We start from the raw sequence: 23,247 nt of genomic DNA, 5'->3' as shown, positions 1-23,247 counted from the left end.
GATGGCCGCCCCTCCCTCCAACGCGCCGCCGGCCATGCGCTCGCCCTGGTGGCTCGCCGCGGCCCTGGTGCCCTTCCTCGCGGCGCCGCTGGTCATCTCCGGCAACTACCACTACGGCGTGGCGCACCAGGCGCTGATCTACGTGGTGCTGGCGACGGGCTACAACATCCTGCTCGGCTTCACCGGCATGGTGTCGCTGGGCCACGTGGCGCTGTTCGCCATCGGCGCCTACACCAGCGCCATCCTGCAGACCTCGCTGGATTGGCCGTTCCTCGCCTGCCTGATCGCGGCCGCCGTCGTGACGGGCGCCTTCGGGACGGCCATCGCCATCCCGGCGCTGCGCATCAAGGGCCACTACCTGACCCTGCTGACGCTGGCGCTTGGCGAGGTGATCCGCCTGCTGATCCGCAATTTCGACTGGCTGACGCACGGCTCCAGCGGCATCGGCGGGATCTCGCGGCCCACCATCTTCGGCGTTCCGTTCCGTACCGCGCCCGACCTCTACTGGCTGCTGCTGTTCATCGCCGCGGCGGGCGTGCTGTTCGCATGGCGCCTCGAGCGCTCGCGCTTCGGCCGCGCCTTCAAGGCCATCCGCGACAGCGAGATCGGCGCGGAGGTGATCGGCATCGACACCAACCGCATGAAGGTTCTGTCCTTCGCCATCAGCGCCGTCTACGCCGGCATCGCGGGCAGCCTCTACGCCCACACGCTGCGCTTCGTGAGTCCCGAGTTCTTCAGCCTCGGCCTCACCATCACCCTGCTCGCGATGATCCTGATCGGCGGGAGGGGTCTGATCCTCGGCCCGGTGATCGGCGCCACGATGCTGACCATCGCCCCGGAGGCGCTGCGCTTCGCCAAGGAGTACTACCTGATCGGCTTCGGCCTGGTGATCTGGCTCAGCACGCTCTACCTGCCGGACGGTCTCGCGGGCAGCCTCGGCCGCCTCGTCGCGCGGCTGCGGCCGGCCCGCCAGGGACGCGCGTCATGACCGCGCCGCTGCTCGACGTTCGCGGCATCGGGGTGCGGTTCGGAGGCCTGAAGGCGCTCGACGACGTGAGCTTCCAGGTCGCGCCGGCGCAGGTCATGGGCCTCGTCGGTCCCAACGGCTCCGGCAAGTCGACGATGCTCAACGTGCTTTCCGGCGTCTACGTGCCGGACGACGGAGAAGTCGCCTTCAACGGCGAGCGCATCGACGGGCGCAAGCCCAACCGGATCGCCCAGGCGGGGCTCGGACGGACCTTCCAGAACCTGCAGATCTTCCAGGGCCTCTCGATCCTGGAGAACGTGCTCACCGGGGCCCATCACCGGCAGCGGGGAGGGGTGCTGCCCACGGTGTTCGGCCTGCCGGGCGCCCGCGCCGCCGAACGTGCTGCCCGGGACGAAGCCGCGGCGCTGCTGGTGCGGGTGGGTCTCGGCGGGCGGGAGGACGATCCTCCCTCCACGCTCTCCTACGGCCAGCGGCGTCTGCTCGAAGTGGCCCGGGCGCTCGCCACGCGGCCGAGGATCCTGATGCTCGACGAGCCCTGCGCGGGCCTCTCCCACGGCGAGGCCGACCAGCTTGCCGCGCTGGTGCGCGAGATGGCCACCGGCGGCATGTCGGTGATCGTCATCGAGCACAACATGCGCTTCGTCATGGGGCTCGTGGACCGGATGGTGGTGCTCAACTTCGGCCGCAAGATCGCCGAGGGCACGCCGCGCGAGATCCGCGATAATGCCGATGTCGTCGCCGCCTATCTCGGGAAGCAGCGCCATGCTCACGGTTGAGGGGCTCCATGCCGGCTACGGCGAGCTGCCGGTGCTGCGCGACGTGTCGTTCAGCGTGGCGGCCGGCCGCATCGTCGGCGTGCTGGGCGCCAACGGTGCCGGCAAGACGACTTTGATGGCGGCGTTGTCTGGGCTCATCGCGCCGACGGCGGGGCGCGTGATGCTCGACGGCAAGCCCGTCCAGGGGCTGCCGGCGGAAACCATCGTCGGGCTCGGCATGAGCCACGTGCCGCAGGGGCGGCGCATCTTCCCGGGCCTCACCGTGCGGGAGAACCTGATGGTGGCCCGCACCAAGGCCACGTCCCGGGCGCCGGGCGGCTTTCCCGCGGTGCTGGACACCATCCACGACCTCTTCCCGCGCCTCGCCGAACGCAAGGACCAGCTCGGCTGGTCGCTCTCGGGCGGCGAGCAGCAGATGCTGGCGGTGGCCCGCGCGCTGGTCGCCCGGCCGAAGGTGATCCTGCTCGACGAGCCTTCGCTCGGCATCGCCCCCCTGCTGGTCGAGGCGATGTTCGACGCCATCCAGGAGATCCGGCGGCGCGAGGGCATCACCGTGCTCGTCGTCGAGCAGAACGCGGAACAGGCCCTGCGCATCTCGGACGAGGTGCACATCATGGAGCTCGGGCGAATCGTGGCCTCCGGGGACCCGGTCGCCATCGGATCCGATCCCGAGATCGTCCGCGCCTATCTCGGGACCTGAACCCGTGAATCCCGCGCCCGGCGCCTTTCTCGACCGGCTCACCTCCGACATCGTCGGCTGGTCCGTGCCCACCGGCGGCGGGCCACGCTCGATCTGGTTCGCGCCCCTCGACGTGCCGAGCCAGAGCGGCGAGGTGGCGGACCGCATCTCCGCCGCCATCCGCGAGGGCGCCCTGCGGCTCGGCGACAAGCTCCCTTCCGAGCGCGCGCTGGTGGGGCAGTTCCAGTCGAGCCGTCCGACCATTCGCGAGGCCGTCCGCCACCTCGTCGAGGGCGGCATCCTGGTCGTGAAGCCCGGCGCCGGCGGAGGCATGTTCGTGGCCGACGAGCTGGTGCCGGTTCGCCCGATGGCGCTGCGGCCCGGCGAGATGGACGAGATCCTGGAGGCGCGTCGCCTGTTCATGCCGCGTATCTGCGAGACGGCGGCCCTCTACGCTCGCGACGACGATTTCGACCGCATGCGCGAGGCGATCGCCTTCGGTCGCGCCGTGCTCGCTGCGGACCGCAAGGCGCTGGACCATCGGTCCAAGCTCCAGCTCAACATCTCCTGCATCCGCTTCGACCTGGCGGTGGCGCAGTCCACGGGCAACCGGCTGCTGGTGCAGGTGATGCGCACCCTGCTCGACTGGCTGGAACCGCTGCGCATCGAGTCGCTCGTGGAGCGTGCCAGCGGCGAGCTGTCGATGCGGGCGCAGGACGAGACCCTGGCGGCGCTGAAGTCCGGCGACCCGGCCGCCATCAACGCCGTGCTCGACTGGCGCATGGCCCTCATGGAAGACGCCTGGCAACGCTCGTCCGGCCGCATGCTGAGGCACAGAAGACTGCGCGCCGCGGAGGGCGGGTAGCCCCTTCGGGCCATCCGCCCCCAATGCCCCTTGTCAGCTCGGACCTCTCCGCCGTCCTGGCCGGGCCTGGCCCGGCCATCCACGACTTTTCCGGGGCCATCCTGACGTCGTGGGTGCCCGGGCCAAGCCCCGCCATGACGCGCGGCGGGAGTGCAGCGACCCTTTCCGGAGACAGCCGCCGATAACGCCCCGCGGGGCCAATCCCCCGGAACTGCCCGGAACATAGGCTTGCCTCGGCGGCCCAAGCGATGCACACCGCTGGCCCGTCCGGAACCCGCGCACGCCCATGAGCATCGCCGCCACCACCGACAAGTCGCTCCTGCGGACCGCCGTGTCCGACATCGCCGAGGTCATGGCCGCGCGTCCGGACCGGGGGACCGTCGCGAGCTACATCCCCGAGCTCGCCACGGTCGATCCCGCGCGCTTTGGACTGTGCGTCGTGGATGCGGACGGCGAGGTGTTCATGGGGGGTGACGCGGAGGTGCCGTTCTCCATCCAGAGCATCTCCAAGGTGTTCACGCTGACCCTGGCGCTCGGCATGGTCGGCGACAGGCTGTGGAAGCGGGTGGGCCGCGAACCCTCGGGCAGCGCCTTCAACTCGATCGTGCAGCTCGAGTTCGAGAAGGGCGTTCCCCGCAATCCCTTCATCAACGCCGGCGCCATCGCCACGACGGACGTCATCCTCTCCGGCCACAAGCCCAAGGAGGCGCTGGGCGAGATCCTGCGCTTCATGCAGTTCCTGGCCGACGACCAGACGATCCACATCGACCGCGAGGTGGCGGCCTCGGAGCAGCGCACCGGCTTCCGCAACGCGGCGCTGGCCAATTACATGAAGTCGTTCGGGATCATCGAGAACCCGGTCGAGTACACGCTGGGCGTCTACTTCCACCACTGCGCCCTGGCGATGTCGTGCCGCCAGCTCGCCATGGCCGGCCGCTTCCTCGCCTACAAGGGCCGCAATCCCTCCACGGGGCTCTTCGTGGTGAAGCCCGAGCGGGCGCGGCGCATCAACTCGCTGATGATGATGTGCGGCCACTACGACGGCTCGGGCGAGTTCGCCTATCGCGTCGGCCTGCCCGGCAAGAGCGGGGTGGGGGGAGGGATCCTCGCCATCGTTCCCGGTCAGGCATCCATCGCCGTCTGGTCCCCCGGTCTGGACGCCTCCGGCAACTCGCACCTGGGACGGATCGCGCTCGAGGCGCTAGCGACCCGGATGGGCTGGTCGGTCTTCGGGTGACCAGGGCAGCCGGTCTCGCGGGTCCATCCTGGCGAGCGCACGCTGGCGGCGCTCATAGTCGGACGCCGCCACGTGTTCCAGGAACTCGTGGTGAGGCCTGTAGCCGAGGCCCGTATGGTCCCGGCCGAAGAACAGCATGTAGATGATCGTGTTGAAGATGAGGTCGATCGTCGGCCACGTCAGTCCCGACAGCCAACGCTCCGGTCCGCAGATCATGAGGAAGCCCAACGGCACGGCGACCGCGACGAGGGTGACGCAGGCCATGAACGGCGTCGGCACGACCAGCATGTGGTACAGGGCCAGCATCCGCCCCGGCGCGTAGACGCAGAGAAACTTGAGCCTGGGGCAGCCGGTGTCGTGCGCGCGGTTCAGGCTGGCCGACAGAAAGGTCCATTCGATCGCTGCCGCGAGGAGGCCGTAGCGGGCGACCAGGGCCTGGGCCATGAGCTCCCGCGCAGGCCCGTACGGACCCGCAACGATGTTGAGCAGGGCCCAGACGGCGAGGTTCAGGATGGCGAAAAGAATGTAGTCGATCCTTCCCATCGGCAGGTCGGACCACGGACGGGTGATCAGGATCGAAAAGTCGCGAATGGAGCCCACGGAACTAGCACCTGAGGAAGTGGCCGCTCACGCGACGCCCGGGCGCCCTCTGCATGGCAGGTCCGGCGTCGTTTGGTCAGGAGAGCGGCCTCATCCAGGGCCGTTGCTCGCTGGCCCGGCCGTTGAACCGTTCGTGGAACGCTTGCGGGCGGCTTCGCGCCGATGCCGCTCGCCCGTTGCATCGAAAAAGCGTTGGGCGAAGAACGAGCCGGCCCCCCCGTCGTTCGTGGGGTAGTTCGGGGTATCGGCTGCGTCCATGATGACCAGCGCGGTGGGCAGGATCATCCCGGGCAGCCACCTGCCGGTTCCGCAGAGCAAGAGGACGAGGACGGGGCCAGCCGCCAGGATCACGGTGATCACGGCCGTCAGCGGATCGGGCACGACGATGACGTGCGTCAGCGCGAGCATGCGCCCGGGGCAATAGCCGAGGAAGAACTTGTGCTTCTCGATCCCTGCATCGGCAGCGCGGTTGAAGCTCGCGGACAGGTAGGTCCATTCGAGCGCGAAGGCGATGAACCCGCCCTTCTGCAGCAGGGCCCAGGCATGGGCCTGTCTGTCCGGACCGTAGGGACCGAGGATGACGTTCAGCAGGGCCCACCCCGCCAGGTTGAGAGCCGTGAACAGGGCGAAGTCGACCCTGGTCATCGTGAGGTCTGACCACGGCCTCGTCACCTTGATGCAATAGTCTTGAAGAGAGCTCATGACAATATTCGCGATATGAAAGCATCGCCATCCAAATCGAATATTGATGCAAATTCAAATCGTATCAATCGATACGGTTTCTGGATGTTCAATTCTGGTGCGACGCAACCGTCTATCGAGCGCAGTGGGCATGAGGCTTCCCCGGCCTTCGTGTTGCGCCCTCAGTCTCCCGACGATCCGCCATCGGAGCAGGAGGAGCCGATGTCGCAGGACGAGGGTTCCCGGCTGCAGGACGAGCCGTCCCCGCCGTAACTGCCCGACCAGCCTGAGCCGCTGTCGTCGTCGTCGTCCCGGCGCTTGCTGCGCCGCTCCGGAGGGGCGGGAGAGGCAGGGCGCTGCGGATCGAGGGACCAGCTGGGAGCCGGGCAGATCAGGAGGAAGACGATGGGAGCGGCTGCGACGCAGGCGATCAGAGCGAGCTGGAAGCCCTGGGCGAACACGACCACGTGGACCAGCGCCAGCAACCGGCCCGGCAGATAGAACGGCAGGATCTCCTTCGGCAGCAGTCGCGCCTCGGCGGCGCGGTTGAGGGTCGCGCACAGGAACGTCCATTCGAGGACCAGCGCGACCGGCCAGAAGGTCTCGATGAGCGTGACGGCGTCAGCCTGGCGTTGCGGCCCGTACGGACCCAGCCACTGGTCCAGCAGGACCCATCCGGCGAGATTCAGCGTCGCGAACAGCGCGTAGTCGAGCCTGCCCATCGGGTCGCGTGAGGATGGGGAGGTACACTTGTCCAGGTAATCGGCAATAGACGACATCACGAACAACACCTACTGAAACGGCTCCACGGAACCCGCAATCAGAGGTGGCGGCAAGCTCATCCCGTCGGGACGGTTGCCCATGCGTTTACACGGTCGTCGACACGGACCGGCGGCCGGCGCGGCTCGAGGCGCGCCGTCAGGCTTGGCCCGGCGTTCAGGGCTTGCGGTCGGGCGCGCTCTCGCGGATGGCGGCGTCGTGGTACCAGCCGCTGCCGAAAGTCGTCGCCGGATAGCCGGTCCCGGGGGTGGCCGGGTCGCGGAGCTTCTGGCGAAGATCACCTCCCGCCACGCGCGGGCGGCTCGGGAACGGGTAGATGACGGCTGACTTGCGCTCGGGATGCTCAGGCATGTGTGCCTCCCTTCCGGACTGGATCGGTGACCCTGTCGGCAACGTCCGGACAAGCATAAGGTTCCCAGATTGCATCTTTATTAAGTTCGAGCGCGCCTATTTTTTAGGCTGTCAGGCTATTTTGTGATCATAGCGTTCGAAGCCCGCCACCCAGCCGTCATCCCCGGGCTCGGGCCCGGGACCCGCGACTTGGCCGGCGCCATTCTCCCGTCGTGGGTGGCCGGGCCAAGGCCCGGCCATGATGCGTCGAGAGTGAGGCAACCCGGGCCGGCTCAAGATGCAGATGCTCCGAGGATGACGATGGCGCGCGGCGTATCGTCAGCTCTGGCACGTTCTCTGCTTTGCACTGGGGGACCGTGCGCGTCACCGGGGTTTTCGAGACCCACCGCGAGGGCGCGACGACCCGTCAAAGCGTGAGAGACGACCGATGACCAAGTACAAGCTCGAATACATCTGGCTGGACGGGTACACCCCGACGCCGAACCTGCGTGGCAAGACGCAGATCAAGGAATTCGACAGCTTCCCGACGTTGGAGCAGTTGCCGTACTGGGGCTTCGACGGCTCGTCGACCCTGCAGGCCGAGGGCCACAGCTCCGACTGCGTGCTGAAGCCCGTGCGCATCGTTCCCGACGTCACCCGCAAGAACGGCGCCCTGGTGCTGTGCGAAGTGATGATGCCGGACGGCAAGACCCCGCATCCGTCGAACAAGCGCGCCACCATCCTCGACGACGAGGGCGCGTGGTTCGGCTTCGAGCAGGAGTACTTCCTGTACAAGAACGGCCGTCCGCTCGGCTTCCCGGACTTCGGGTACCCGGCGCCGCAGGGCCCGTACTACACCGCCGTCGGCTACAAGAACGTCGGCGACGTCGCCCGCCAGATCGTCGAGGAGCATCTCGACATCTGCCTCGCGGCTGGCCTCAACCATGAGGGCATCAACGCCGAGGTGGCCAAGGGCCAGTGGGAATTCCAGATCTTCGGCAAGGGCTCCAAGCGTGCCGCCGACGAGATGTGGCTCGCCCGCTACATCCTCGAGCGCCTGACCGAGAAGTACGGCGTGGACGTGGAGTGGCACTGCAAGCCGCTCGGCGACACCGACTGGAACGGCTCGGGCATGCACTGCAACTTCTCGACCACTCACATGCGTGAGGTGGGCGGCAAGGATTACTTCGAGTCCCTGATGGCGGCTTTCGGCGCGGCCCGCGCCGACCACATCGCGGTCTACGGCCCCGACAACCACATGCGCCTCACCGGCAAGCACGAGACGGCCTCGATCCACACCTTCTCGTGGGGCATCGCGGACCGTGGTGCTTCGATCCGCGTGCCGCACAGCTTCGCGAACAACGGCTGGAAGGGCTATCTCGAGGATCGCCGCCCGAACTCCCAGGGCGACCCCTACCAGATCGCCTCGCAGATCCTGAAGACGATCGCGACCGTTCCGCTCGCCAAGGCCGCCTGATCCAGGCTTGACCGACGCGACGACGCTTTCAGGCGGCGGGGGATGTCTCCCGCCGCCTTTTCCGTTGTCGAGGGACCGTCACGCCTGGTGCGACCTCTCGGCGCTGGGGTCGGCGGGCCGACGCGCTCTCACAGGATGGAGGGAACGGTGCCGCCGTCCATCGAGATGTTCACGCCGGTGATGTAGGACGCGGCATCGCTGGCCAGGAACACGACGGCCCGCGCGACCTCGTCCGGCGCCGCGAAGCGGCCGAGGGGAATTCGCGCCACCGCGGTGGCTTCCGCCGCCGCGACGGTCGTCTTCTGAAGGGCCGCTTCGGCTTCCAGGCCCTGCCGAACGCGGTCGGTCGCGGTGGTCCCCGGGTTGACGCCCACCACGCGCACCCCCTTCGCGGCATAGGCGTTGGCGAGGCCCGCCGTCGCCAGCATCAGCGCCGCATTGGCCGATCCGCCGGCGATGTGGGTCGGCGAGGCGATCTTGCCACCGTTGCCGATGACGTTGACGATCACCCCGCGTCCGCGCGCCCCCATGCGCTTCACCAGCGGATCGATGACGTTGACGTAGGAGAAGAACTTCGCATCGAACGCGGCCCGCCAGCGTGCCGGGGTGAGCTCGGCGGGCACCGTGCGGGCGGCGGCCCCGGCCGAGTTGACGAGGATGTCGAGCGGCCCCAGCGCGGCCTCGGCCTCGTCGACGGCCCGCAAGGCCTCCGCCTCGTCGCGCAGATCGGCGGCGATGCCGACGACCCCAGCGAGCGTCCCCGCGGCCGCTTCGAGATTGGCCTTCGTGCGGGAGCAGATGGCGACGCGCGCTCCCTCCGCCGCGAAGAGCGCCGCGCAGGCGAGGCCGATCCCCTTCGATCCGCCCGTGACCAGAACCGTCCTGCCCTTCAATCCGAGATCCATGGCTCTCTCCGTCGTTGCGCGTGCGTGGCTTGAACAGACTGTCGCGCGGCGGGTCAAGCCGCCGGTGGACCTGCACGTGCATCAGCAACCTAAAGACGTAAAGATCAAAATTTGCATGTATTGGTAAGTTTTTCGCAGGACTTTCGATCCGCCATGGCACTTGCCCTGTGCGTTTGCGCTCATTTTCCGTGAATGTGTGCGTGCTAGCCTTCACAGTGCGTGGAGGCAGGTGCGGACGATGGCGCGAAAACTCGCCGACATGATCGCGGCGCTGGCATCCGCGGCCATCCCGGCCGCGGTGGCCGGCCTCTTCGTGCTTGCGCCCAGCTCCGTGTCGGACGGACTTCGCGACCTCGTGTTCGATGCCTACCAGCGGGTCGAGCCCCGCCAGCGCGATCCGTCCCGGGAGGTCCGGGTGATCGACGTCGACGACGAGTCGCTGCGCAGGCTCGGCCAGTGGCCCTGGCCGCGCCATCGGCTCGCCGCCATGCTCGACAGGCTGTCCGAGCTCGGCGCCGCTGCGGTCGCTATCGACGTGATCCTGTCCGAGCCGGACCGGACGTCTCCAGAGGAGATCGCCGCCAGCCTGCCGCCCGGGCCGGATCGCGACCGGATCGTGAAGGCCGCCGGCGAAAAGTCCCACGACCTCGTGCTCGCCCAGTCGCTGCGCCGCTTGCCGTCCGTGCTGGGGCTGGCCTTGTCGGATGACGCGGTGGGGGGCGTGCCGTCCGCCAAGGCCGGCGTCGCCGAACTCGGCGATCCGGCGTCCGCCTTCGTCCCGCGTTTCCGGGGCGCGGTGCCGCCCCTGTCGCAGCTCGCCGAAGCGGCCACCGGCATCGGGGCCGTCAACTGGCGGCCCGACCGCGACCAGGTGATCCGCCGGGTCCCGCTGCTCTTCTCGGCGGGCGGCCGCCTCGTGCCGTCGCTGGCGCTCGAAACGCTCCGCGTGGCGCAGGCATCGCCCTCGCTCGCGGTGCGCTCCTCCAATGCCAACGCCGTCGCCGCGTTCGGCCAGCAAAGCGGCATCGAGGCCGTGCGCGCCGGAGGGCTGATCATCCCCGCCGACCCGGACGGCGCGGTCCGGGTGCACTTCTCCGGCGGCCACCGCAGCCGCACCATCCCCGCCTGGCGCCTGCTCGACCCCGCCCTCGTCAGCCGCGAAGCCATCGAGGGCCGCATCGTGCTGATCGGGGCCGGCGCATCCGCCCTCGGCGACATTCGGGCCACCCCGCTCGACGGCAGCGTGGCGGGCATCCACATCCATGCCGAGCTGCTCGAGCAGGTCCTCTCCGGCGAGGTCCTGGTGCGCCCCGACTATGTCCGTGGCCTGGAACTCGTGATCGTCGTCATCGGGTGCTTCGTCACGGCCGGCCTCGTGCGCAGCCTTCGTCCGCTGACGGCCGCGGCCGCGTCTCTCGTGCTGGTGGGCGCCGTCTGGGCATCGAGCTGGCTGGCGTTCAGCCATGCGGGCGTCCTTCTCGATCCGGTGTTTCCCAGCGCGGGGATGCTCGCCACGCTCCTGGCGGCCACGGTCGGCGGACATCGCCGCACCGAGAACGAACGCCAGCGCATCCGCGACGCCTTCGCCAAGTACGTGGCGCCCGAGATCGTCGAGGCGATCGCACAGGACCCCTCGGCCCTGCGCTTGGGCGGCGAGACGAAGCCGTTGTCCATCCTGTTCTGCGACCTGCGCGGCTTCACCTCGCGTTCGGAGAGCATGAGCGCCGAAAGCGTCATCCGCTTCCTCAACGGCATGCACACGCCGCTGACCGATGCGGTGCTGGCCGAGAGGGGCACCATCGACAAGTACATCGGCGACGGGCTGATGGCGTTCTGGAACGCGCCGCTCGACGTGCCCGACCATGCGGTCAAGGCCTGCGCCGCCGCCCTGCGCATGCAGGACTGTCTGCCCCAGATTGCTGCGGCGCTCCACGCGGAGATCGGGGAAGCGGCGTGCGACGACGATCCGGTGACGCTCGGCATCGGTCTTCACACCGGGATGGCCTGCGTGGGCAACATGGGCTCGGCGCTGCGCTTCGACTACTCGATCGTGGGCGACGCGGTGAACACCGCGGCGCGGCTCGAGCCGCTGACCAAGCGATATGGGGTGCCCATCGTCGTGTCAGAGGAGATCGTGGAGGCCGCCAAGGGATTTGCGTTCGTGCCGCTCGACGTGCTGCGGCTCAAGGGACAGGCCCGCGCGACGCGCATCTACGCGCTGGTGGGCGAGACGAACACCCTGGGCAATGCGTTCGCCGGCTTCCTCGCGGCGCATGAGCGCGCCCTTCAGGCCGCGCTCACGGGGCGCGAGACCGGGGGCTGGCTGGAACGCGTGGCCAGTGCCTCGCCGAAATGGGCCGAGCGTTTCCGCCAGACCTATGCCGTGTGGGAGACGCAGGCGAAGTCCGGCTGGGAGGATCAGCCGGACGACGTGGAACGGGTGGCCTGAGCCTGGCGGCTGCGATACGGGCGAATGGCGACTCGCAGTCGGGCCGCCTTGGCGGGCCGTGACCGCGAGCGTCTGGCGAAACGGATGGCCCGCGTGCCGACCGGAGCTCAGGAGCCCGGGCGCAGGGACGAATCCAGGACCTTGCGGACGGGAGCGGTCGCTTCCTGGGCGGTGCGGCTGGCGATGCCGGCGAGGGTCTTGGCCTGGGTGCTGAAGGCCTCGAACTGCCTGCGGGCCGTGTGGACCTGCAGCTCGATGGCGTCCGACAGGGTCTTCACCTCTCCGAGGGAGCGGAAGTAGCCCAGCGTCGCGTCGGTGTTGGCCTGCACGGCTTCCATCAGCGCGGCCTGGAAGGACTTGAGGCCCTTGGCGGCCGCCTCGCCGCTGGTGCCGAAGCCGGCGGCCAGCGCCTCGGTCGACTGGCGGGCCGCGGAGAAGGCGTCACGCGCCTTGGCGACAGGGGTGTCCGCGGCGCCCTTCAGCGCCCTGGGAAGAGCCTGCGCACCGGGGATCGCCAGGGGCGCGGCGGGCTTTGCAGGGGCTTCGGCCTTCGCGGGGATGTCCACCTTGGCGGCGACGGCGGGCTTCGGAGCGTCGATCTTGGCCGGTGCGATGCTGGCCGGAGCGGGCTTTAGCGGCGTGGGCGCCGCGACGGCGACAACCGGTGCCGAGGCCTTGACGACCGGGGCAGCCTTCGATGCGGGGGCGACCTTGACGGCCGGCGCGGCCTTGGCGGCCGCCGGGCTCACCGCCGCGATGGGCTTCACGGCGGCGGTCTTCAGCGCCGCGGCCTTCGGGAGCGCCTTGCGGGTGGGCTTCGCCGCGACGGCGCGCGGCGGGGTGGACTTTTCCTTCGTGGGCATGGTCGGACCTCTCGTCACACGGCTTCGCGGCCGTCACCCGGACGGGCGCGGAAGGGAGGGCCGGCGGCGAGGTGGAGTGGCCCCGCGAGCCGCCCCGATGGATCGTCCGGGCAGGATCGTGCCTGTCCGGACCAATGGGTCGTGCAAACCGGCCCGTGCAGCGGTGCCGCACGGGCGGATGCGCGGGTTACTTGCGCTTGGTCGCGTCGGTGGCGGCCTTCTGCACCTTGGCAGCAGCTTCCTGCACTTCGACAGTCGCCTTCTGCAGGGTCGCCTGGGCCTCGGTGGCGGCCTTCTGGACGGAGCTCTGCACATGCGTGCCGAGTTCCTTCATCTGCACCTGCAGCGCCGCAGCCTGGGCCTTCAGGTACTCCTGCTGGAGGTGGAAGACCTCCTGGATGTCCTTGGCGCGGACCAGCTTCTGAGCATGCTCGAAAGCGGCGCCCACGTTCTGCTCGGCGTAGCCGAAGGCCTTCGTGGCGAGTTCCTTCGAGTTCGTCTGCACGGCGACCGTCTGCGTCTCGGCCGCGGAAGCGGCCTTGCTCGCCGCGCCCAGGAAGCCGTCGAAGGCCTTCTTGGCCTGCTCGACGCTCTTCTCGGCGAAGTCGCGCAACTCGGACGGGATCTCGTAGTTCATCGGGCTCTTGGCCATGGTCGTGTGTCCTGCTTGGAGCCAGCGTGGGAAGCACCTCGCCGGCGTGGCTCCCGGGCACGGCGTGCTGCGTCATTGTGCGCTGCAACATAATGTTGCGATGCACAATGGTCAAGAGGCGCTCCGAACGGGCGTTAAGGTAAACCCCAGAGGCCGCCGTGGGGAGGGGGACCCTTCATGGACGCGCGGCGTTCACCCGCCTAGAATTAAGCGTTCGTTATCCATGATGGGCCAGTCCGCCCGCCGGGAGTTCTCGTGTCCGACACGTCGCGTCCGTCTGCCACTGCCGAGCGACTCCGTTCCGATCTCTCTGCCCTCGGCGCCGCGGGGGCGGCAGCGCTGCTCGTGGCGGCGGACGGTCGACGCGTCGTCTGGGCGACGCCCGCGGGGGCCGATCTCGTCGGCGCCGTGCCCGCCGCCCAACTGGCCGGGACCGACCTGCATCCCGATCGCCTGCCCGTCGACCGCTTCGCCGAACTGGCTGCCGGTGCCGCGCCCCTGCAGGGACAACGGCTCGAGCGGCTGCGGGTGCTGAACGGCCGTCGGGTGGAGACGGTGACGTTCTCCGTCCGCCGCGTCCTCCTGGACGGGCAGGATCCTCTGCTCCTGCTGGTCGTTCCCGGGCCTCGGAGACTGCCCCGCGCCGGGGCGGAGCCCGCGCCGTTTCCCGCACTCCTCGATCCGCCCGCGCCCCCGCTCGCGGCGGAGCTGCCGGCGGATGCCGCACCGGTGGGATCGTCCCAGCCGACGGTCGAGAGCCTGCGCGCGGCGGCAGGCGGTCGGCCGCTCCTGCGCTTCGTCTGGCAGACGGACGGCGAAGGCCGCTTCGTGGCGCCCGCGCCCGCTCTCGAAAAGCTGGTGGGACCCGCCTGGGCGATTCGCGCCGGAGAGACGTGGGGCGATGTCTTCGCCCGCGGCGTGCAGGACGACGGGCTCGTCGGCGCGGCGCTGGACGCGGCGACGACCTTCACCAACATCGACGTCAGCTGGCCGGTGGGGGATGGCAGCCAGTCCGTCCCCGTGGCGCTGTCCGGCGTCCCCGACCCGATGCGCCAGGGTGTGTCCCCCGGCATGCGCGGCTTCGGGCTGGTGCGGATCGAGGGCCTGTCCGCCCGCGCGCTCGATGCCGTCGCTCCGGAAGCGGACATCGAGACCGAAGAGGCCGCCGAGCCGGTGGAGCCGGATCATCCCGTCGAGGCTCCCGCGCAGGACCCGTCCCCGGACGAGGCCCAGGACGTGCCGCCCGTGGCGAACGCCGTCGTCGCGGATGCCGACGATGCCGTCATGACGGATGGGCCGGAGGTCGAAGGCTCCGCCGGCGAGACGGCTGCGGCGGATCCCGTGCAGGAGACGCCCGAAGACAAACCGCACGCCAGCGCCGAGGCGGCGGTCCCGACGGAGCCCGTCGCGGTGACGCCGGTCGAAGCCCAGGAGGAGGACACGGCCGACGCGGCGCCGGAGATCGACGTCGAATGGCGCGAGCCGGAGGCGCCCGCCGACCAGCCTGAGCGGCCGGCCGCGAGCATCGAGCCGCGTCCGCCCGAGACGTCGGTCGTGCCGTTCTCACAGGTGCGCGGGGCCGTTCGTGCCACGCTCGCCGACTCGAAGGTCGTGCCGATCCGTGCGGGAACCGGAGTGCGGGCCGACATGCCCGACGACGGCCGGTCCGGTCTCAGCCGCAGCGAGCGGCATGCCTTCCGCGAGATCGCCCGGGCCCTCGGCGCGCGCCTCGAAGGCGATCTGGAGGCGCCCGCGCAGCCCGTGCCGATGCTGTCCGAAGCTCCGGTGCGGACGAGCGAGGCCACGCCCGCCGAGCCCACGCCGGCCGACGAGGCAACCGACGGCGGCGAGGTGTCCTCGACCGACGGCGCGACGCCGGTCCCCGTCGATCGTGTCGAGCCTGCCGCGCCCGCGCACCTCACCGCCCCCGAGCAGCAGGGGGCCGAGCACGACGACACGGCGGCCGTGGCGGCGGCGGAGGCGGAGCCCGGTCTCTCCGACCTGGCCCGGCATGCCGACGCGATCTTCGACCGGCTTCCGGTGGGCGTCCTCGTCAGCCGGGGCGACGTGCCGATCACCATGAACCGCACCCTGCTCGACCTGCTGGGCTGGGAGGACATGGACAGCTTCCACCGCGAGGGCGGGATGCAGCGCCTGTTCCGCGGGCGCGGCACGCCGACGCTGATCGGCGCCGAGGGTGGCACCGTGGCGCTCTCGACGCGCGATGGCGACATCATCGGCGTGGACGCGCGGCTGCAGACCGTGCCGTGGGACGATCTTCCCGCGACGCTGATGACCTTCCGGCGGGCCGTCGATGTCGAGTTCGGCCCCAAGCTCAAGGCAACGGAACTCGACCTGCGGCGCCGAGAAGGCGAGGTTCGCGAGCTGCGGGCCATGCTCGACACGGCGACGGACGGGGTCATCGTCCTCGACGAGGCCGGGCGCATCCTGTCGATCAACCGGTCGGGTGAGGCGCTTTTCGGCTACGACCAGAACGAGGTCGCCGGCGAGACCTTCATCTCCCTGTTCGCCCCGGATAGCCACGCCACCGCGCTCGACTACCTGGAGGGCCTGAAGTCCAACGGGGTCGCCAGCGTGCTCAATGATGGGCGCGAGGTGGTCGGCCGCGTGCGCCAGGGCGGGCGCATCCCGCTGTTCATGACGCTGGGCGCGATCTCCGATCCGCCGGAGCGCAAGTTCTGCGCGGTGCTGCGCGACATCACGCCGTGGAAGAAGGCCGAGGCCGATCTCCTGGAGGCCAAGCGGGCCGCCGAGGAGGCGAGCGCGCAGAAGTCCGACTTCCTCGCCAAGATGAGCCACGAGATCCGCACGCCGCTGTCGGCCATCATCGGCTTCGCCGAGGTGATGATGGAGGAGCGCTTCGGCCCCGTCGGCAACGAGCGCTACCTGGAGTACCTGCGCGACATCCATGCCTCCGGCGGGCACGTCATCAGCCTGGTCAACGACCTCCTTGACCTGTCCAAGATCGAGGCCGGGCGGTTCGACCTCGCCTTCGTCAGCGTCGACGTGAACGAAAGCGTCGCGCGCTCCGTCGCCCTCATCCAGCCGCAGGCCGGGTCCGGCCGCGTGGTCGTGCGCACCGCCCTGGCCCAGCGTCTGCCCCGGGTCGTGGCCGACGAGCGGTCGCTGCGCCAGATCGTGCTCAACCTGCTGTCGAACGCGGTGAAGTTCACCGATCCGGGCGGCCAGGTGATCGTCTCGACCGCGATGACCGATCGTGGCGAGGTGGCGATCCGCGTGCGCGACACCGGCATCGGCATGACCGAGAAGGAGATCGAGACCGCGCTGGAGCCCTTCCGGCAGGTCGCGACCGCCCGCCGGGCCGGCGGCACCGGCCTCGGTCTCCCGCTCACCAAGGCGCTCGTGGAGGCCAACCGCGCGGCGCTCACCATCCGCAGTGCCCGCGACAGCGGAACGCTCGTCGAGGTGCTTTTTCCGACCACGCGCGTTCTGGCGGAGTGACGCGACGGATCCGGACCTCCGGATCCTCCCGCATTGTGCATTGCGATATCGCAGTGCAGCATGGCGGGTGACGTCCTATCAGCGACGACTTCGGCACGCGCCGGACGAATCGCCTGGAGCATCCGCATGAGCACCTACCGCCTCGACACTCTCTTCGCGCCGTCCTCCGTGGCGGTCTTCGGCGCCAGTCCGCGCGAAGGGTCGATGGGCCATGCGCTGATGCGCAACATCCGCCGGGCCGGATTTCCGGGCGCGATCTGGCCGATCAACCCCAAGCATGCCGAGATCGACGGCCTGCCGTGCTTCGCCTCGCTGGCCGACGTTCCGGGCGTCCCCGACGTCGTCGTCGTGGCGACGCCGCCGGCGACGGTTCCCGCCATCCTCGAGGAGGCTGGCAAGCGGGGCGTCCAGGTCGCAATCGTGATCACGGCCGGTTTCGACCGCGGGCCGGGGTCCACCGAGGAGCGGATGGCCCAGGCCGCGCGGCGCTACGGCCTGCGCATCGTCGGGCCGAACTGCCTGGGCGTGCTGGCTCCCAAGGTGCGGTTCGACGCCAGCTTCGCGGCGACGCCCACGCGCGCCGGGGACCTGGCGGTGATCTCGCAGTCCGGCGCGATCGCTACGGCCCTGATCGCCTGGGCCGAGCCGCGCGGGATCGGCTTCTCGGGCATCGTCTCGCTCGGCGACAAGATCGACGTCGATTTCGGCGACTGCCTCGACCACTTCGCCCAGGACCGTGGGACGCGGGCGATCCTGCTTTACGTCGAATCCGTCAACGATCCGCGCAAGTTCATGTCCGCCGCGCGGGCCGCGGCCCGCGCCAAGCCGGTCGTGGTGGTCAAGGCCGGTCGTCACAAGGCGGGGGCGACGGCCGCCCGCTCCCACACCGGCGCGCTCGCCGGCGCCGACGCCGTGTTCGAGGCCGCCGTGCGGCGCGCGGGCCTGCTGCGGGTGAACGATCTCGACGAACTCTTCGCCGCGGCCGAGACGCTGTCGCGCGTGGCGCCGTTCCAGGGGGAACGGATCGCCGTGCTGACCAATGGCGGCGGGCTCGGCGTGCTCAGCGTGGACCGCCTGATCGACCTGGGCGGCACCCTCGCCACGCCGACGCAGGAGACGCTCGACCGCCTCGCCGCCGAGCTCCCGCCGGGCTGGAGCGGGCCCAATCCGATCGACATCATCGGCGATGCCGATGCGGGCCGATACGCCAAGGCGCTCAAGGCCATGCTGTCCGATACGGCCACCGACGCCATCCTCGTGATGAATTGCCCGACGGCCCTGGTGTCCAGCCGCGAGGCGGCCCAGGCGGTCGCCGATACGGTGAAGGCCTATCGCACGGGGGTGTTCCGGCCGAAGCCGGTCTTCGCCGTGTGGCTCGGCGACCAGACCGAGGCCAACGCCGTGTTCGAGGCGGCCGGCATCCCGAGCTACCCCACGGAAGCCGATGCCGTGCAGGGCATCATGCATCTCGTCGCCTATCGCAAGGCCCAGGACCTCCTGATGGAGACGCCGCCCAGCATGCCGGCGGATTTCAATCCGCAGGTGGATGCGGCGCGGGCGATCGTCCGCCGGGCGCTTGAGGCGGGCCAGCGCTGGCTGGATCCCGTCGACGTGACGGGGCTTTTGGAGGCCTATGGCGTGCCCGTCGCGCCGGTGCGGGCCGCGGCGACACCCGAGGAGGCCGGTCGGGTTGCCGCGGGCTTCCTGGCCACGGGCTCGTCCGTCGCCATCAAGATCCTGTCGCAGCAGATCACCCACAAGTCCGACGTGGGCGGCGTGGTGCTGAACCTCTCCAGCGAGAAGGCGGTGGTGGAGGCGGCGCAGGCCATGATCGCCCGCGTGGGGGTCGCCCGGCCCGACGCGGTGATCGACGGTGTCACCGTGCAGCCGATGATCCATCGGCCGCGCGGCCGGGAACTGATCGCGGGCCTCGCCGACGACCCCACCTTCGGGCCCGTCGTGGTGTTCGGACGCGGCGGCACGGCCGTCGAGGTGATCAACGACAAGTCGCTCGCCCTGCCGCCGCTCGACCTCGTGCTGGCGGACACGCTGATGGCCCGAACCCGGGTGTACCGGCTGCTGCAGGGCTACCGCGACGTTCCGCCGGCCGACAAGCACGACGTGGCGCTGACGCTGGTGAAACTCGCGCAGCTCTCGGCCGACATTCCGGAAGTTCGCGAGCTCGATCTCAACCCGCTGGTCGCCGACGAGACGGGCTGCATCGCGCTCGACGCGCGCGTCCGCATCGAGCCGGCGCCGCCGTCCTCGCGCCGCCACGGCATCAACCCGCGCTTCGCCATCAGGCCCTATCCGACGGAGTGGGAGCGCAGCCTCACGCTGAAGGGCGACTGGACCGTCGACGTCAGGCCGGTCCGTCCGGAGGACGAGCGGCTCTACGAAGAGTTCTTCACCCATGTCACGGCCGAGGACCTGCGCCTGCGCTTCTTCGCCAAGGTGAAGGAGTTCAGCCACGCCTTCATCGCCCGGCTCACCCAGATCGACTATGCGCGCGCCATGGCCTTCGTCGCCATCGAGCGCAGCACGGGCGACCTCATGGGCGTCGTGCGCCTGCATTCCGACGCCAACCACGAGGAGGGCGAGTACGCCATCCTGCTTCGGTCGGACCTGAAGGGCAGGGGACTGGGCTGGGCGCTGATGAAGCTGATGATCGAGTATGCGAGGGCGGACGGCCTGAAGCGCGTGTCGGGTCAGGTCCTGCGCGAAAATACGACCATGCTGGCCATGTGCGAGGCGCTCGGGTTCCAGTCGCACAGCGATCCGGACGATCGCGACATCCGCGTCGTCGAGCTCGACCTCACCCGCCTGACGGAGTGACGGCGCCGGGGTGCCAGGTCGGGCTGTAGCCCGATGCCAGGGCGGCCAATGTCGTCGGCGGCGTGAGCACCTGCGCCTTGCCGCGCGGCCTTGGCCGGGGCGCGCCGTAGCCGGCGAAGCTCCAGGGCAGAAGCGCGGTGCCCCGGATGGCCGCGAACCGCTCCGGTCCCTCGCTCACCATGGCGCCGTCCGGCAGGTCGTCGAAGGCGACCTCGTGCAGCCTCTTGTCCCGCCCGTCGCGGCGCTCGGCGTCGAGGAGGCGGTCGAGATCGGGGAAGGATGGCGTTTCCGTCAGTCCGCGGCCGGCGACGACGGCCGCGCGGAACGCCAGCGCATCGCGCCTGCGGCACTCCATGCAGGGGCGGTGGCCGGCCGCGAGCGCCGTCACCTCGTCGCAGAAGAAGAGGGCGGTATAGGTTCGGCCGAACACGTCGTGGTGGCGGCCCTTGAAGGCCAGCGTGCAGCAGATCCAGGCCCGCGACGACCAGCGCGCCGTGCGCAGCGTCTTGGTGACGGGATCGTGGATGCGTCCGCCCCGGTTGCCCATGACGAGACCGCGTTCCGGCCGGGCCCAGATGCTCGCGTCGGGTGCCACCCTGTTCTGGAGCGGCATCGCCCGGCCCGTCAGCGGACCGGCTGGGCGATGGTGGCCGTCACGAGTTCGTCCAGCGGATCGGGCTTGTCGAGACCGTAGACGTCGTTCCGGAAGTGGATGGCTCCATCGGCGGTCACGAAGCCCGTCAGGTACACCCAGGCCACCGGCACCGGCTTGGGCAGGGCGATGTCGCGCCGTTCGCCGCCCGCGATGCCGGCCTCGATGGCCGCCTTGCCGAAGCCGTAGGGTTCGGCGAGCCACGCCGCCAGGTCCGTGACCCCTGCCACCCGCACGCAGCCATGCGACAGGAATCGGAAATCCTGCCCGAAGAAGCGCTTCGACGGCGTGTCGTGCATGTAGACGGCATGCCGATTGGGCATCGCGATGCGGATCTGGCCGAGCGCGTTGGCGGTGCCGGAGTCCTGCCTGAGGGTGTAGTTCACCGCGCGCTCGGTCGACCAGTCGATACGGGCCGGATCGATCTCCTGGCCCGACGCGCCGAACATGCGGATCTTCGACTTGGCGAGGTATCCCGGATCCTTGCGCATCTTCGGGATGATCTCGTTCTTCACGATCGAGACCGGGACCGTCCAGGTCGGGTTCAGGTTGATCGCGCCGATGCGGGCTTCCACCACCGGCGAGGGGTGGGCCGGATCGCCGACCACCGCGACGTAGCGGCGCGCCACGGCATTGAACTCGATGGCCTCGACCGCCGCGGAGGGAATGTTCACGGCCACGTAGCGATCGCCGAAGGCGAAGGTTGAGGACGCCAGGCGTTCGGCGGAGTAGCCCAGCGCCTTGGCGCGGTCGGCCGCGGGCACGTTCATGGCCTTCACCGTCGCCGGCCCCACGATGCCGGTTTCGGGCAGGCCGTAGCGCTGCTGGAACCGGCGGACGGCCGCCGTGAGGTCGGCGTCGAGCCGCTGGCCGGCGAGATCCGCCAGGGGCTCTCCTTCGGCGGCGAGGCGGGCGCGGACGAAGGGGATCGCGGCGCCTTCCTGGCCCGGCTTCAGCGCCGGCCCATCGGGCACCGGAACCCAGCCGCCGCGCTCGGCGATGGCGGCATAGGCGCGGGAGGCCTGCGCGATCATCGCCGCGCTCTCGGGATGGAAGCTCGGGCGCGGGTCCTGCGAGATCTTGATCTCGGGCGGAGGCGCGGGCTTGGCGACGACCTTGGGCTTGGGGATCGCGGCGGGCGCGGTCTCCGGCGTCACGGGCCCCTGCACGTCCGGCGCGGTCTGGACCGGGCCGGGCGGCTGTTGCGCGGCCGAGGGGCTGGCGAACGCCATGCCCGCACTGGCGAGAAGCAGGGCCGCCGCGGCAAACCGCAGCGGGCGGAAGGGGCGGTCGGCACCGCCGGGCGAGGCAAGACGAGCGTTCACACCCTCATGGTGAACGAGAATGGTTAAGCAATCGTCGGAATCGCCGGCCGATGCCGTCCCGCTTTCGGTCGAGCCGGACGCCCCGTCTTTGCCGGGGCCGCGCGCCCGGTCACGCCACCGCGCGGATGACCTTGCCCACCTTGTCGATCAGCTCGTCGATCTGGGCCTCGGTGATCATCAGCGGCGGTGACAAGGCCAGCGTGTCGCCGGTGATGCGGATCATCACGTCGTGGTCGCGGAAGCCCTTGTCCATCGCGTCGAAGGCGCGCTGGCCGAAGGCGTCCGGCCTGGACGCGAGGTCGATGCCGGCGACGAGGCCCAGCGTCCGGATGTCGAGGACGTTGGGCAGGCTGCGCAGCGTCATCACGGCGTCGGCCCAGCGCTGCTCGATGGCCTTCGTGTGCTCGAACATCCCCTCCTCGCGGTAGAGGTCGAGCGTCGCCAGGCCAGCGGCGGCGGCCAGCGGGTGACCCGAATAGGTGTAGCCGTGGAACAGCTCGATGACGTGCTCCGGACCCTTCATGAAGGTGTCGTAGATGCCCTTGCGGGCGATGACGCCACCCATGGGCACGGTGCCCGAGTTCACGGCCTTGGCGAAGCAGATCATGTCCGGCTGCACGCCGAAGCGCTCGGCGGCGAACGCGGTGCCCAGCCGGCCGAAGCCCGAGATCACCTCGTCGAAGATGAGCAGGATGCCGTACTTGTCACAGATGGCGCGCAGGCGCTCGAGGTAGCCCTTGGGCGGCGGAAGCACGCCGGTGGAACCGGCCATCGGCTCGACGATCACGGCGGCGATGGTCGAGGCGTCGTGCAGCGTGACGATGCGCTCGAGCTCGTCCGCCAGGTGGGCGCCCCATTCCGGCTGGCCGACCGAGAAGGCCTGCTCGGCGCGGTTGTAGGTGTGCGGAAGGTGGTCGACGCCGGTCAGCAGGCCGCCGAAGAACTTGCGATTGTTGACGATGCCGCCGACCGAGATGCCGCCGAAGCCCACGCCGTGATAGCCGCGCTCGCGGCCGATCAGGCGGGTCCGCTGGCCCTGGCCCCGCGCGTTCCAGTAGGCCAGCGCGATCTTGAGGGCGGTGTCGACGGCCTCGGATCCCGAGTTCGTGTAGAACACGTGGTCGAGGTCACCGGGCGCCATCTGCGCGATGCGCGATGCGAGCTGGAAGGCTTTCGGGTGGCCGAACTGGAAGGTCGGCGAGAAGTCGAGCTCGGCCGCCTGCTTCTGGATCGCCTCGACGATCGGCTTGCGGTTGTGGCCGGCATTGCAGCACCACAGCCCCGCCGCGCCGTCGAGGATCTTGCGACCCTCCGGCGTGATGTAGTGCATGTCCTTGGCGCCGGAGATCATCCGCGGGTTCTTCTTGAACGAGCGGTTGGCCGTGAAGGGCAGCCAGAACGCCTCCAGGTCATTGGGAGCCGCATCGCGGCCGGAGAACTGTTCGTGGGCTGCCGACATGGCCGGACTCCTGAGTGTTGACGTGGCGCGAGCCTAGCAAAGCAGCGGCGGTGGCGGAAGGCGGACAGACCGGCAGGCTCTGCGAAGTTTGAGCAGCGCACGCGCGCGGCATCGAAGATTCTGCGGCCGTCGAGGCGATGAGCCGAAGAACCGTGCAACCGGTCGGTGCAGACGCTCTCCGGTGCGTGAGCCCGCATGGTCTTGCAATTGA

At 69.9% G+C, this 23,247-nt stretch carries 19 protein-coding genes; 9 read left to right on the top strand and 10 right to left on the bottom strand.

The features are described from left to right. The first annotated feature begins 1 nt into the window (after nucleotide 1). From Q0Q47_RS07475 to Q0Q47_RS07455, 5 genes are all read left to right on the top strand, one after another. Nucleotides 2-988, top strand: a complete 987-nt coding sequence (locus Q0Q47_RS07475) for a branched-chain amino acid ABC transporter permease (RefSeq protein ID WP_293856820.1) — start codon at nucleotides 2-4, stop codon at nucleotides 986-988. Then, nucleotides 985-1,764 carry an ABC transporter ATP-binding protein gene (locus tag Q0Q47_RS07470; protein WP_293856817.1) on the top strand — a complete coding sequence of 260 codons (780 nt, stop codon included), beginning with the start codon at nucleotides 985-987 and terminating at the stop codon, nucleotides 1,762-1,764. Before Q0Q47_RS07475 ends, Q0Q47_RS07470 begins: the two co-directional genes overlap by 4 nt. After that, nucleotides 1,751-2,464, top strand: a complete 714-nt coding sequence (locus Q0Q47_RS07465) for an ABC transporter ATP-binding protein (protein ID WP_293856814.1) — start codon at nucleotides 1,751-1,753, stop codon at nucleotides 2,462-2,464. The genes Q0Q47_RS07470 and Q0Q47_RS07465 overlap by 14 nt, the downstream gene beginning before the upstream one ends. 4 nt (nucleotides 2,465-2,468) lie before the next feature. Further along, on the top strand, nucleotides 2,469-3,308 hold the full coding sequence (locus Q0Q47_RS07460) for a GntR family transcriptional regulator (protein ID WP_293856811.1): 840 nt from the start codon (nucleotides 2,469-2,471) through the stop codon (nucleotides 3,306-3,308). Nucleotides 3,309-3,594: 286 nt separating this feature from the next. Beyond that, nucleotides 3,595-4,545, top strand: a complete 951-nt coding sequence (locus tag Q0Q47_RS07455) for a glutaminase (RefSeq protein ID WP_293856808.1) — start codon at nucleotides 3,595-3,597, stop codon at nucleotides 4,543-4,545. On the opposite strand, the gene Q0Q47_RS07450 is transcribed toward Q0Q47_RS07455, so the two are convergent. The 4 genes from Q0Q47_RS07450 to Q0Q47_RS07435 form a co-directional block, all read right to left on the bottom strand. Next, entirely contained in the window at nucleotides 4,510-5,145 is a 636-nt protein-coding gene (locus Q0Q47_RS07450) for a hypothetical protein (protein WP_293856805.1), read from the bottom strand. The two genes, Q0Q47_RS07455 and Q0Q47_RS07450, sit on opposite strands and share 36 nt — an antisense overlap. A gap of 90 nt (nucleotides 5,146-5,235) precedes the next feature. Continuing rightward, nucleotides 5,236-5,847, bottom strand: a complete 612-nt coding sequence (locus Q0Q47_RS07445) for a hypothetical protein (RefSeq protein WP_293856802.1) — start codon at nucleotides 5,845-5,847, stop codon at nucleotides 5,236-5,238. 161 nt (nucleotides 5,848-6,008) lie between these two features. Then, nucleotides 6,009-6,605: a hypothetical protein gene (locus tag Q0Q47_RS07440; protein WP_293856799.1), complete on the bottom strand. Its 597-nt coding sequence runs from the start codon at nucleotides 6,603-6,605 to the stop codon at nucleotides 6,009-6,011. A 157-nt stretch (nucleotides 6,606-6,762) separates the two neighbouring features. Then, nucleotides 6,763-6,957 carry a DUF2735 domain-containing protein gene (locus Q0Q47_RS07435; RefSeq protein ID WP_293856796.1) on the bottom strand — a complete coding sequence of 65 codons (195 nt, stop codon included), beginning with the start codon at nucleotides 6,955-6,957 and terminating at the stop codon, nucleotides 6,763-6,765. A gap of 427 nt (nucleotides 6,958-7,384) precedes the next feature. Between Q0Q47_RS07435 and Q0Q47_RS07430 the strand changes: the two genes are divergently transcribed. Further along, on the top strand, nucleotides 7,385-8,413 hold the full coding sequence (locus tag Q0Q47_RS07430) for a glutamine synthetase beta-grasp domain-containing protein (RefSeq protein WP_293856793.1): 1,029 nt from the start codon (nucleotides 7,385-7,387) through the stop codon (nucleotides 8,411-8,413). A gap of 128 nt (nucleotides 8,414-8,541) precedes the next feature. Here Q0Q47_RS07430 and Q0Q47_RS07425 read toward each other — a convergent pair whose 3' ends face one another. Then, on the bottom strand, nucleotides 8,542-9,318 hold the full coding sequence (locus tag Q0Q47_RS07425; RefSeq protein WP_293856790.1) for an SDR family oxidoreductase: 777 nt from the start codon (nucleotides 9,316-9,318) through the stop codon (nucleotides 8,542-8,544). A 238-nt stretch (nucleotides 9,319-9,556) separates the two neighbouring features. Here Q0Q47_RS07425 and Q0Q47_RS07420 point away from each other — a divergent pair, with 238 nt between their 5' ends. Next, on the top strand, nucleotides 9,557-11,767 hold the full coding sequence (locus Q0Q47_RS07420; RefSeq protein ID WP_293856788.1) for a CHASE2 domain-containing protein: 2,211 nt from the start codon (nucleotides 9,557-9,559) through the stop codon (nucleotides 11,765-11,767). Nucleotides 11,768-11,874: 107 nt separating this feature from the next. On the opposite strand, the gene Q0Q47_RS07415 is transcribed toward Q0Q47_RS07420, so the two are convergent. After that, complete coding sequence (locus tag Q0Q47_RS07415; protein ID WP_293856786.1) at nucleotides 11,875-12,630, bottom strand: phasin family protein; 756 nt, start codon at nucleotides 12,628-12,630, stop codon at nucleotides 11,875-11,877. Nucleotides 12,631-12,817: 187 nt separating this feature from the next. Continuing rightward, nucleotides 12,818-13,282 carry a phasin gene (locus Q0Q47_RS07410; protein ID WP_293856783.1) on the bottom strand — a complete coding sequence of 155 codons (465 nt, stop codon included), beginning with the start codon at nucleotides 13,280-13,282 and terminating at the stop codon, nucleotides 12,818-12,820. 255 nt (nucleotides 13,283-13,537) lie between these two features. On the opposite strand from Q0Q47_RS07410, the gene Q0Q47_RS07405 reads away from it, so the two are divergent. Then, entirely contained in the window at nucleotides 13,538-16,765 is a 3,228-nt protein-coding gene (locus Q0Q47_RS07405; protein WP_293856780.1) for an ATP-binding protein, read from the top strand. A 126-nt stretch (nucleotides 16,766-16,891) separates the two neighbouring features. Next, a complete protein-coding gene (locus tag Q0Q47_RS07400) occupies nucleotides 16,892-19,600 on the top strand; it encodes a bifunctional acetate--CoA ligase family protein/GNAT family N-acetyltransferase (RefSeq protein WP_293856777.1) in 2,709 nt (902 codons plus the stop codon). Here Q0Q47_RS07400 and Q0Q47_RS07395 read toward each other — a convergent pair. The 3 genes from Q0Q47_RS07395 to Q0Q47_RS07385 all read right to left on the bottom strand — a co-directional run bounded on the left by Q0Q47_RS07395 (nucleotide 19,581) and on the right by Q0Q47_RS07385 (nucleotide 23,036). Next, entirely contained in the window at nucleotides 19,581-20,213 is a 633-nt protein-coding gene (locus Q0Q47_RS07395; RefSeq protein ID WP_293856774.1) for a hypothetical protein, read from the bottom strand. The two genes, Q0Q47_RS07400 and Q0Q47_RS07395, sit on opposite strands and share 20 nt — an antisense overlap. Before the next feature lie 11 nt (nucleotides 20,214-20,224). Continuing rightward, nucleotides 20,225-21,577: a L,D-transpeptidase family protein gene (locus Q0Q47_RS07390; protein ID WP_293856772.1), complete on the bottom strand. Its 1,353-nt coding sequence runs from the start codon at nucleotides 21,575-21,577 to the stop codon at nucleotides 20,225-20,227. Between the two features lie 109 nt (nucleotides 21,578-21,686). Next, nucleotides 21,687-23,036: an aspartate aminotransferase family protein gene (locus Q0Q47_RS07385; protein WP_293856769.1), complete on the bottom strand. Its 1,350-nt coding sequence runs from the start codon at nucleotides 23,034-23,036 to the stop codon at nucleotides 21,687-21,689. Nucleotides 23,037-23,247: the final 211 nt, after the last annotated feature.

Origin of the sequence: uncultured Alsobacter sp. (assembly GCF_945952055.1) — a bacterium.
Taxonomy (GTDB): Bacteria; Pseudomonadota; Alphaproteobacteria; order Rhizobiales; family Beijerinckiaceae; genus Alsobacter.
The sequence above is the reverse complement of the archived record's forward strand: the minus strand, read 5'-3'. Positions and strand labels throughout refer to the sequence as shown.